The organism is Cellulomonas wangsupingiae (genome assembly GCF_024508275.1).
GTDB classification, from domain to species: Bacteria; Actinomycetota; Actinomycetes; order Actinomycetales; family Cellulomonadaceae; genus Cellulomonas; species Cellulomonas wangsupingiae.
The window spans coordinates 1,831,788-1,842,787 of record NZ_CP101989.1 but is presented as its reverse complement, the minus strand read 5'-3'; the positions used below and the strand labels follow the sequence as shown (position 1 = coordinate 1,842,787).

At 75.4% G+C, this 11,000-nt stretch carries 10 protein-coding genes; 3 read left to right on the top strand and 7 right to left on the bottom strand.

The features are described 5' to 3' along the window. Positions 1-57 precede the first annotated feature (57 nt). Positions 58-663, bottom strand: coding sequence for a hypothetical protein (locus NP075_RS08525; RefSeq protein WP_227562774.1), 606 nt, complete (start codon positions 661-663; stop codon positions 58-60). 165 nt (positions 664-828) lie between these two features. Here NP075_RS08525 and NP075_RS08520 point away from each other — a divergent pair, with 165 nt between their 5' ends. The 3 genes from NP075_RS08520 to NP075_RS08510 all read left to right on the top strand — a co-directional run bounded on the left by NP075_RS08520 (position 829) and on the right by NP075_RS08510 (position 3,729). Further along, complete coding sequence (locus NP075_RS08520) at positions 829-1,764, top strand: ABC transporter ATP-binding protein (protein ID WP_227562773.1); 936 nt, start codon at positions 829-831, stop codon at positions 1,762-1,764. Next, positions 1,761-2,546 carry an ABC transporter permease gene (locus tag NP075_RS08515; RefSeq protein WP_227562772.1) on the top strand — a complete coding sequence of 262 codons (786 nt, stop codon included), beginning with the start codon at positions 1,761-1,763 and terminating at the stop codon, positions 2,544-2,546. Before NP075_RS08520 ends, NP075_RS08515 begins: the two co-directional genes overlap by 4 nt. Positions 2,547-2,655: 109 nt before the next feature. After that, complete coding sequence (locus NP075_RS08510) at positions 2,656-3,729, top strand: COX15/CtaA family protein (RefSeq protein WP_308054121.1); 1,074 nt, start codon at positions 2,656-2,658, stop codon at positions 3,727-3,729. Positions 3,730-3,768: 39 nt separating this feature from the next. Here the strand turns inward: NP075_RS08510 and NP075_RS08505 are convergent, their stop codons facing one another. From NP075_RS08505 to steA, 6 genes are all read right to left on the bottom strand, one after another. After that, on the bottom strand, positions 3,769-4,377 hold the full coding sequence (locus NP075_RS08505) for an NUDIX domain-containing protein (RefSeq protein ID WP_227562771.1): 609 nt from the start codon (positions 4,375-4,377) through the stop codon (positions 3,769-3,771). Next, on the bottom strand, positions 4,374-6,038 hold the full coding sequence (gene pyrG / locus NP075_RS08500; protein WP_284439924.1) for a CTP synthase: 1,665 nt from the start codon (positions 6,036-6,038) through the stop codon (positions 4,374-4,376). The genes NP075_RS08505 and pyrG overlap by 4 nt, the downstream gene beginning before the upstream one ends. A 90-nt stretch (positions 6,039-6,128) precedes the next feature. After that, positions 6,129-7,778: a murein biosynthesis integral membrane protein MurJ gene (gene murJ, locus NP075_RS08495; RefSeq protein WP_227562770.1), complete on the bottom strand. Its 1,650-nt coding sequence runs from the start codon at positions 7,776-7,778 to the stop codon at positions 6,129-6,131. Then, a complete protein-coding gene (locus tag NP075_RS08490; RefSeq protein ID WP_227562769.1) occupies positions 7,775-8,650 on the bottom strand; it encodes a hypothetical protein in 876 nt (291 codons plus the stop codon). The genes murJ and NP075_RS08490 overlap by 4 nt, the downstream gene beginning before the upstream one ends. After that, positions 8,647-9,711: a copper transporter gene (locus NP075_RS08485; RefSeq protein ID WP_227562768.1), complete on the bottom strand. Its 1,065-nt coding sequence runs from the start codon at positions 9,709-9,711 to the stop codon at positions 8,647-8,649. The genes NP075_RS08490 and NP075_RS08485 overlap by 4 nt, the downstream gene beginning before the upstream one ends. 97 nt (positions 9,712-9,808) lie before the next feature. Beyond that, the gene (gene steA, locus NP075_RS08480; RefSeq protein ID WP_227562767.1) at positions 9,809-10,999 is read right to left on the bottom strand and encodes a putative cytokinetic ring protein SteA; all 1,191 of its coding nucleotides are present in this window, start codon (positions 10,997-10,999) and stop codon (positions 9,809-9,811) included. Between the last annotated feature and the right edge of the window lies 1 nt (position 11,000).

Genomic DNA, 11,000 nt, shown 5'->3' with positions numbered 1-11,000 from the left:
TCCATCCCCGCAAGGAAGGCATACCTTCGTGGGCCGTCCGCCCAGGTGGGCGCCCTGTCAGACCCGACCGGGCCGGGACCGCACCCGGGCGGCGCGAACCGCAGCCGCCTCGAGCGCGATCCGGCTCGACTCCACCTGGTCCGCCGGCGCCCCGTCCCGCGTGCGACGTTCGAGCGCTGAGGAGAACAGGTGCACCGCCTCGGCGTCACGGCCGGCGTCGAAATGCATCGCGCCGTGCACCTGGTCGGCGAACGCCAGCACAGCCGAGCAGTCCCGCCGCGCCACGTCGTCGCCCCGCGACGCGTCGTCGGCGACCCGGGCGGCGCGCCTGACCGCCTCGACCGCCTCGTCGGCGGCGTCGAGCCGGCCGCGCCGGTGCATGACCTGGGCGAGCCGCAGCAGCGGCCGCCACGCGGTGGGCGGCACGCCGCCGGCCGCGGCGAGGGGGAGCTCGGCGAGCGACCCGGGCCCGGCGTGGCGCGCGCTGTCCGCCCACGCGAGGCGCTCGGCGGACGCGAGCGCACCCAGGATCCGCAGCCACACGACGCGCTCGCCGTCCCCGTCGGCGCCCTGACGCTCGAGCTCCTCGACGCGCTCCCACGTCGCGCCGACGTCCTGCGGGACCTCCCGCAACGTCGTCGTGTCGATGCGGTACCCGACCACCGACCCTCCTGCGACCACCCGGGGCGTACAGGGACGATCCGGACACCGCGTCCCCTGCCGCCGTACGGTAGGGCGCCCCTGCAGCCCGCCGCGAGCCTGTCCAGGTGCCAGGACGCGGCTGCGCCGGGCGCCTGAGGAACGCGCGACCGCCTAGACTCGCGCCCCGTGCCGCACTCCCCTGCCGTCGAGGTCCGCGGCCTCGTCAAGAGGTACGACGGTCGCGCCGTGGTCGACGGCCTCGACCTGACCGCGTCCGCCGGCCAGGTCACCGCCGTCCTCGGCCCCAACGGCGCCGGCAAGACGACGACGGTCGAGTGCTGCGAGGGCCTGCGTGCGCCCGACGGGGGCACCGTGCGCGTCCTCGGGCTCGACCCCGTCGCCGACGCGGCCGCCCTGCGGCCCGCCGTCGGGGTGATGCTGCAGGACGGCGGCCTGCCGACAGGCGTGCGGGCGCGCGAGATGCTCGACCACGTGGCACGCATGTACTCCCGGCCGCTCGACACGGACACCCTGGCCGAGCGCCTGGGCCTCGACGCGTTCGCGCGCACGACCGTGCGGCGGCTGTCCGGCGGCCAGCGCCAGCGGCTGGCCCTCGCGGTCGCCGTGGTGGGACGCCCCCGCGTCGTGTTCCTCGACGAGCCGAGCGCCGGGATGGACCCCCAGTCCCGGCTCGCCGTGTGGGAGCTGGTCCGCGAGCTGCGCGACGGCGGTGCGGCGGTGATCCTCACGACGCACCTCATGGAGGAGGCGGAGGACGTCGCCGACCACGTGGTCGTCGTCGACCACGGCACCGTCCTCGCGCGGGGCAGCGTCCCGGAGCTGCTCGCCGCCGGCGTCGAGCCCGGCAGCACCGCGACGCTCGTCGTGCACACCGCGAGCGACGTCGACCCGACGGGGCTGCGCGAGCGGCTCGGCGAGCGGTTCGTGGTGGAGCGCCGGTCCGGGACGTCCCTGACGGTGACCGGCGCGGTCGTGCCCGCCACGGTGGCGACCACCGCCGCGTGGCTCGCCGAGCGCGACGTCCTCGTGACCCGCCTCGACCTGGGACGTCGCACGCTCGAGGACGTCTTCCTCGACCTGACCGGCCGGAGCCTGCGATGACGACCACCACCGACGGCGCCGCCGCGGCCGCCACGCCCGCCGCGGCACCCGTCGCGCGCCGCGTGGCGGCGCAGGCCGGGTTCGAGGCGCGCATGATCCTGCGCAACGGCGAGCAGGTGCTCGTGGCCGTGGTCATCCCCGTGCTCGCGCTCGTCGGGCTCGTGCGGGCCTCCTTCATCGACATCGAGACCGGCGGTGCGGCGCGCGTCGACCTGCTGGCACCCGGCGTCCTGGCCCTCGCCGTGATGACCGCGTCGTTCACGTCCCAGGCCATCGCCACGGCCTTCGACCGCCGCAACGGCGTGCTGCGCCTGCTGGCGACGACACCGCTGGGCCGTGGAGGGCTGCTGGCCGGCAAGGTGCTGGGGGTGCTCGCCGTCGAGGCCGTCCAGGTGGTGCTCATCGCGGGCGCGGCGCTGGCGCTCGGGTGGCGCCCCGACCCGGGCGGCGCGCTGCCGGCGCTGGTGGGTCTGGTGCTCGGGACCGCGGCCTTCACGGCCCTGGCCCTGCTCGTGGCGGGCACGCTGCGCGCCGAGGCCGTGCTCGCCCTGGCGAACCTCCTGCTGCTCGTGCTCGCGCTCGGCGGTGGTGTGATCCTGCCCGCCGAGCGGCTTCCCGGACCGTTCGCGAGCCTGGCCGCCTGGCTCCCGTCCGGCGCGCTCGGGGACGTGATGCGCGGCGCGCTGGTCGACGGCGCGCTGCCGTTGCTGCCGGCGCTCGTGCTCGTCGGCTGGACGACCGTCCTCGGCGTGCTCGCCGCACGGCTGTTCCGCTGGCACTGACCGGCGTCCGGCGAGCCCCGGCCGGAGCCACCGCGCTGAGACGTACGCCGCACGACGCCGTCGTGCGGACACGCCGAGCCGCTGGGCCGGGCGTCATACCCTGGACCCCGTGACCAGCACCGCCCCGCCGCCCTCGCCGGAGTCGTCCCCCGCACCGGCGGCGCCCACAGGCCGCGCCCGGGCGGCCGTCGTGAGGCTCGACGCGACCCTCGAGCGCCTGCGGCCGCGGTGGACCACCCGCGCGGTGATCGCGAACCTGGTCGCGCAGATCGGGATCGTCGTCACCGGCGGCGCGGTGCGCCTGACGGGATCGGGCCTCGGCTGCTCGACGTGGCCGGCCTGCGAACCGGGGCGCTTCGCGCCCGAGTTCCACGCCGCGATGGGGATCCACCCGCTCATCGAGTTCGGCAACCGGACGCTGACCGGTGTGCTCGTCGTGCTCGCCGTGGCGGTCGCGCTGCTCGCCGGACGTGACGCCTCCCGCTCGCGGGAGTACCGCGCGTGGGCGTGGGCGCCGATCGTCGGCGTCCTGGTGCAGGCCGTGATCGGCGGCATCACCGTGCTGGTGGACCTGCACCCGGCGGTCGTCGGTTCGCACTTCCTGCTGTCGATGGTCCTCGTCGCCGTCTCGGCCTGGGTGCTGGTCCGCACGCGGGAGGGCGACGGGCCGCCCACCCCCGTGGTGGACCCCCGCGTCCGGACGCTCGCGCGCGGTCTCGTGCTCGTCGGTGCCGTCATGCTCGTGCTGGGCGTGGTGGTCACCGGGGCGGGGCCGCACTCCGGCGACGACGAGGTCGGGTACCGCTTCGCCGTCGACCCCTACGCCATGGCACGCGTCCACGCGCTGTCGGTGTGGGCGTTCGTCGGCACGCTCGTGGTCGTCGTGGCGCTGCTCGCGCGCGCGCGGGGCACCGAGGCCCCGTCGTACGACCGCGTCGACGGGAGCCTCCAGCCGGCGCGCGGTGTCGCGCCGCTCGCGACCGGCCCCGTCACGAGCGTGGCCCGGCCGCTGCGCTCGGCGCTCGCGCTGCTCGGCGTCTCGCTCGCCCAGGGCCTCGTCGGCTACGTCCAGCTCTTCACCGGGCTGCCGATCGCGCTGGTCAACCTGCACATGCTCGGCGCGGCGGTCCTCACGGCCGCGCTGGCCCTCTTCCTCGGCACGCTGCGGCGCCGGAGCGCATGAGCACGCGCGGGGCCCGTGACCGGGCCCCGCGCAGCCCGCTCAGGCGGGCGTGACCTCCACGAGACCGGACCAGCCGGCCGCGCGCGCGGCGGCTGCCGCCAGCGCACCCGTCACCGTGGTCGGGCAGTGCAGGCGCCCGGCCATGACCCCGGCGACGACGTCGTCCAGCGGCACCCAGACGGGCACGATGTCGGCCTCCTCCTCGCCGCGCACGTAGCGGTCGGCCTCCGGCACGGGCGTCAGGCCCCGCGCCAGGAAGACCGTGATCCGCTCGTCGGAGCCGCCGGGAGAGCTGAAGAACTCCGCGAGGCGCCACCAGCGCGCCGCCTGGAGGTCCGCCTCCTCGGCGAGCTCGCGCGCGGCCGCCGTGACGAGGTCCTCGCCCTCGACGTCGAGCAGGCCCGCGGGCGGCTCCCAGAGCACGTGCCGGACCGGGTGCCGGTACTGCGAGAGCAGCAGCACCCGGTCGTCGTCGTCGAGCGCGATGACGGCCACCGCACCGGGGTGGTCGACGTACTCGCGCACCACGTCGCCGTCGTCGAGGCGCACGGTGTCCGACACCAGGTCCGACACGCGCCCGCCGTGCAGCACCCGGTGCTCGACGACCTCCCGTTCGCGCGGGACGTCGACCAGCGGCTCCGCGGTCACGCGCCGGCCCGCGCGGCGAGCGCCGCGCCGACCAGGCCGGCGAACAGCGGGTGCGCGCGCGTGGGCCGCGACTTGAACTCCGGGTGCGCCTGGGTGGCGACGTAGTACGGGTGCTCCTCGCGCGGCAGCTCGACGAACTCCACGAGCGATCGGTCGGGCGACACCCCGGAGATGACGAGACCCGCCGCCTCCAGCTTGTCGCGGTAGGCGTTGTTCACCTCGTACCGGTGCCGGTGCCGCTCGGAGACGCGCTCGGTGCCGTACACCTCGGCGACGACCGAGCCGGGCAGGAGCTTGGCGTCGTACGCGCCCAGACGCATCGTGCCGCCCAGGTCACCCGCGCCGTCGACGATGGCCAGCTGCTCGTCCATCGTCGCGATGACCGGGTGCGGCGAGTCGGGGTCGAACTCGGACGACGACGCGCCCTCGAACCCCGCGACGTTGCGCGCGTACTCGATCACCATGCACTGCAGACCGAGGCACAGGCCGAGCGTGGGCACCTTCCGCTCGCGCGCCCACCGCAGGGCACCGAGCTTGCCCTCGATGCCGCGGACGCCGAACCCGCCGGGCACGAGCACGGCGTCGACACCGCCGAGCGCCTCCTGCGCGCCCTCGGGGGTCCGGCAGTCGTCGGACGGCACCCACCGGATCGTCACGCGGGCGTCGTGGTGGAAGCCGCCGGCGCGCAGCGCCTCGGTGACCGACAGGTAGGCGTCGGGCAGGTCGATGTACTTGCCGACGAGGGCGATCTCGAGCTGGTGCGCCGGGGCGTGGACCCGCGTGAGCAGCGCGTCCCACCCGCTCCACTCGACGTCGCGGAACGGCAGCCCGAGACGCTGCACGACGTACGCGTCGAGGCCCTCGGAGTGCAGCACGCGCGGGATGTCGTAGATGCTCGGCGCGTCCTTCGCGGTGACGACGCCCTCGACGTCGACGTCGCAGAACAGCGCGATCTTGCGCTTGATGGACTCGGGGACCTCGCGGTCGGCCCGCAGCACGATCGCGTCGGGCTGGATGCCGATGCTGCGCAGCGCGGCGACCGAGTGCTGCGTCGGCTTGGTCTTCAGCTCGCCCGACGGGCCGATGTACGGCAGCAGCGACACGTGCAGGAAGAACACGTTGTCGCGGCCGAGGTCGTGGCGCACCTGGCGCGCGGCCTCCAGGAACGGCTGGGACTCGATGTCACCGACGGTGCCACCGATCTCCGTGATGATCACGTCGACGCCGTCGCTCGCCTGCGACCGCATGCGCGTCTTGATCTCGTCGGTGATGTGCGGGATGACCTGCACCGTGTCGCCCAGGTACTCCCCGCGCCGCTCCTTGGCGATCACGTTGGAGTACACCTGGCCGGTGGTCACGTTGGCGGAGCCGACGAGGTCGACGTCCAGGAACCGCTCGTAGTGGCCGACGTCCAGGTCCGTCTCGGCGCCGTCCTCGGTGACGAACACCTCACCGTGCTGGAACGGGTTCATGGTGCCCGGGTCGACGTTGAGGTACGGGTCGAGCTTTTGCATCGTGACCCGCAGGCCCCGCGAACGCAGGAGTCGACCGAGGCTGCTGGCCGTCAAGCCCTTGCCCAGAGAGGAGGCGACGCCCCCGGTGACGAAGATGTGCCGGGTCAGAGAATCCGACCGCCCGGAGAGTCGATGCGCGCGTTCCATCACGGGCTTCCACCTTACCGGAAGCGGCGAGCGCCGCGGTCGGTCAGGCGCGTGTCGTCGTCGGATCCCCCGCCCGGCGGACGCGGCCCGTCAGCGCGGGACGACGGGCGCGTGCTCGGCGCGGAGCACCCCGACCACCGTCGAGCGGTCGAGGAGCGCGACGACGCTCCCGACGATCCCGGCCGCGACGACCGCTCCGCCGACCGCGGCCCCGACCGCGGTGAGGGGGTCGTCGCCCACGACGTCGAGCACGGCGTCGGCCACGAGGCGCCCCAGGACCGCGCCCGACACGGTGCCGACGAGCACGACCGCGACCGTGCGGGCCAGACCGTCCAGCGCCGCGGCGCCGAGCGTGCGGGCGAGCACCGCGAGCGCGACAGCGCCGCCGACGGTCATGCCGATCGTGGTACCGAGGCCGAGCCGGGCGAAGACGACGACACCGGGTGCCACCGTGAGGACCGCCACGAGGATCGCCACCGTCACGCCCGCCCACGCCACCGCGTTGACCGCGATGGCGACCCGCGGTCGCTCGACGGCGTAGAGCGTCCGCGACACGTGGAAGACCACGCCCAGCCCGACGACGCCGGCTGCCATCGCCGTCAGCGTCGTCGCCATGCCCTCGGCCACCGCTGTCTGGGCGGCGAGGTCGTCGCGTGCGGCGAGCCACGCGAACACGCGCGCGAGCGCAGGGCCGCCCGCGAGCACGGCGGCCGTCCCCAGCGCGCCGGCGGCCAGCACCGCGCGCGTCGTGACGGCCGAGACGCGGGCGAGGCGCACGGAGTCCGCCGCGGCCGCGTACGTCGCCACCCGGGGGAACGTGGACGTCGCCAGGGGCACCACCAGCACGGCGTAGGGCAGCAGGTAGACCTGCTGGGCGTACAGGAACGTGGTGTACCCCTCGACCCCGCCCGGCAGCCGTTCGTTCGCCAGCAGCAGCACGACCGCCGCCGACAGCTGCTGTGCCGCGACCGACCCGATCCCGGCGAGGGCGAGCGCACGGAACCGGCCGCCGCTGTCGGCAGGGAACCGCAGCGTGGGCCGCACCCGGACACCGAGCCGCCGCACCGGTCGGATCACGGGCAGCAGCATGGCCGCGACGCCGGCCGTCGTCCCCCACGCCAGCACCTCGAGCGCGCCTGCCGTCAGCTCCGCGGGGGACGACACCTCACCGTCGGCCATGGAGCCGTAGACGGCGTAGGCCGCGATGACGACGACGGAGTTCAGCACCGGGGCGAAGGCCGGCCAGAAGAACCGTCGGTGGGCCTGCAGCACGGCGTACAGCAGCACCGCGATGCCGTACATCGGCACCTGCAGCGAGAACACGAGGACGAAGTACCGCGCCATGGCGGCGACCGCCGGGTCGCCCTTCCCGAGGAACGCGCCGATCGGTCCCGCCGCCGCCGCCAGCAGCAGACCGAGCGGGACGAGGACCGCGAGGGTCCAGCCCAGTGCCGCCGACGCGATCCGGCCGACCCGTTCGCGGTCCATGGCGGCGACCGGGGCCGCGAGCAGCGGGATGACCGCTCCCGCCAGGGCACCCCCGGCGGCCGTCTCGAACAGGATGTTCGGCAGCGTGTTCGCCGCGTTGTACGCGTTGCCGATCTCGGCGGCGCCGACGTTGTCCGCCTGCACGAGCACGCGGACGAGGCCGAGCACCCGCGACAGGACGGTGATGACCGCGATCATCGCCGCGGCACCGAGCAGCCCCTGCGCTCCGCGTCGCACGTCGGCGCGCGTCACGTCGCCGCGTCCGCGCCCGTCCGGGGCGCCGCAGGGCGCCGCCCCCACGCGTCGACCTCGCGCAGCACCGGGGTGCGCTCGATGACGCGCGTGAAGCTGACCCGCTCGCTCACCAGCGTCAGGCCGACGACGACGCCGAGCACCGCGAGGCGCGCGGGGCGGGGCGCGCCCAGCACGACCGCCGTGCCGAGCGCGGCGCCGAGCGCGTTCGCGCCGGAGTCCCCGAGCATGTCGGTCTCGGCGAGATCCGCCTCGATCGCGGTCGACGCTGCACCCAGCACGGCGCACGCGGCTCCCCCACCGGCTGTGCCCACCAGCGGTGCGGCGGCCAGCGACGCGGCCTTCAGCGCGCGTCCGGGGCGCAGGTCGAGGAGGTTGAAGAGGTTGGCGCTGCCGGCGACGAGGGCGGCCGACGCCAGCGTGTCCGCGGCGCGGGCCACCGGGTGGCCGGCGCGGCCCCCGGCGGGCGGCGCGACGGCCGCGGCCACCAGCGCGCTCGCACCGATGCCCAGGACCTTCAGGGCGCCGGTCGTCAGACGACCGTGTGCGAGCGCTCCCAGGTGGCCGCGCAGGCCCTTCGTGCGCGTCGTCGTGTCCTCCCGCAGGTCGTCGACCAGCCCGAAGGCGCCCGCCCCCGCGACGGCGACGGCAGTCGCGGTGGTCGCGCGGGCGCCGCCGGCGCCGACCAGCGCACCGGCGAGCAGACCGGCCGCGACCGCCGGGCCCTCGAGCAGGCTCACCGGCTCGCCGCGGTGGTTCGTCCGGGTCCACGTCGCGGCCCCTCCGGGGGGCTGCCAGTCGAGGCCGCCGCGGGCGACGGCCGTCGCGACGCTCGCCGCGAGCGCCGCCACGACGCGACGCCGGGGGCTCATCCCTCACCGCCCGGCTGCGCGCCGCCGTCGGTCTCGCCCGGGGTGGCCCCTGCGTCCGCGGCGTCGACCTCGGGGACGACCGGTGAACGGTCCACGGGCGGCAGCTGCACCGCGGGCGGGAGCGCGGTGAGGCCCTCGCCGTACCCGTAGTGACCGGGCCGGCCACCGATGTCGGCGGCGAGCGCCAGCGGCACCACGACCTGCCCGGTCACGGTCGTCGCGTCGGCGACCGTCGTGACCGTCCCCGCGAGCTCGTCGTCGCCGCGGACGGCCGCGACCACGCCGCCGCCCGACCGCGTGTCGCCCGCGACGACCGCCCCCTCCGACAGCCGCTCGGCGGCGCCGGCGAGCGCGAGCTGCGCGTCGTCGGTCGTGGCCTGCGGTGCGGCGGTCGGCGTCGCGTCCCCGTCCTGCGCCGGTGTGCCGACGACGAGCACCACGGCGTCCGCCGGCTGCGTGACGTCCTCGGCGAAGGTGACCAGCGCACGGTCGCCCTCCGCGAGGACGTCGAGCAGGGAGGCCGCGTTCTCCGACAGCGTGTCGGGCGACGCGGAGTCCGCGCCGACGAGCCCGGAGACGAGCGCCTCGGCCAGCTCGACCTCGGCCCCCGCGTCGGCCGCGGGGGGCTGGTCGAGGTACGACATCAGGGTGCCGGCGAGCGTGCGCCGGTACGTCGCGAGCGACGGGTCGGTCCAGGTCTCGTTGACGGTGACCGTCGCGGAGATGCCGGCGCCCGCCTGTGCGAAACGCTCGGTGAGCGCCGTGACCTCCTCCTCCGGCACGTCACCGAGGAGGAGGAGCGCGACGCGGCGGTCGGTGAGGGAGCCCACGAGGAGCTGCTCGCCGGACGCCGACACGAACGCGTCGGCCGCCGCGAGGTCGCCCTCGGTCTCGTCCAGCTGGGTGCGCAGGTCCTCCTTCTCGGCGCGCAGCGCCTCGACCTGCCCCGTCAGGGTCTCGCCGATGGTCTCCTTCAACGGACCGGCCCCCAGCGCGATGCCGACGGCGAGCGCGAGGAAGACGGAGATCAGGGAGACGATGTGGTACCGGAAGTCGATCACAGGGGGTGCTCTCGGTCGGGTGCGCGACGGGTCGCGGCGGGGCGTGCGAACGGGGCGCCCGCAGGGGTGCGGGCGGCGGGGCGGTGCGCCGGGCCGGTCATGTGGGTGGTCCGCCGAACAGCGAGCCGACCCAGGACACGAGGTCGTCGACGCGGGCTCCCACCAGGCCGAACAGCGTCTGCCCCGAGGCGGTCGAGGCGAGCGCGACGCCGAGGGCGAGCAGACCGGCCAGCACGAGGAGCGTGAGCTGCAGGTTCGAGATGCGGTGCTGGTAGAGCTGCGAGACGCCCTTGGCGTCGACGAGCTTGCCGCCGACGCGCAGCCGCGTGAGGAACGTGCTCGCCATGCCCGAGCGCCCCTTGTCGAGGAACTCGATCAGCGTGGCGTGCGTGCCGACGGCGACGATGAGCTCGGCGCCCTTGTCGTCCGCCAGGAGCATCGCGACGTCCTCGCTGGTGCCGGTCGCCGGGAACACGACGTGGGGCACACCGAGCTGCTCGACGCGCGCGATGCCCGGGGCGCGGCCGTCGCGGTACGCGTGGACCACGACCTCGGCCCCGCACCGCAGCGCGCGGTCGGACACGGAGTCCATGTCCCCGACGATCATGTCGGGACGCCAGCCGGCGTCCAGGATCGCGTCGGCCCCGCCGTCCACGCCGATGAGCACCGGGCGGTACTCGCGGATGTACGGACGCAGCGTGACCAGGTCCTCCTTGTAGTGGTACCCGCGCACGACGATCAGCACCTGGCGACCCTCGATGCGCGTGTCGATGTCCGGGACGCCGACGCCGTCGAGCAGCAGCTCCCGCTCGCGCCGCAGGTAGTCCATCGTGTTCGCGGCGAACGACTCGAGCTGGACCGACAGGCCCTCGCGCGCCTCGGCCATCGTGGCCGCGACGCTCTCGGCGGTCTGGGCCACGCCCTCGGCGACGAGCCTGTCGCCGTCGTACACCGTGCCGTCGACGACCCGCAGGACGTGACCCTCGGTCAGGGCCATGACGTCCGGCCCGAGGTCGTCCACCAACGGGATCCCGGCCTCCACGAGGATCTCGGGGCCGAGGTTCGGGTACCGGCCCGACGTCGAGCGGGCCGCGTTGAGCACGGCCGCCGGCTGGCAGGCCACGAGCGCCTCGGCGGAGACGCGGTCCAGGTCGAGGTGGTCGATGACCGCGATGTCGCCGGGCTTGAGCCGCTTCGTCAGCGACTTGGTCCGGGGGTCGACACGAGCGGGCCCGACGACCTCGGCGTCATCTGTCGCGGGCGTGCGGCGGCGCAGTGAGACTCTCATC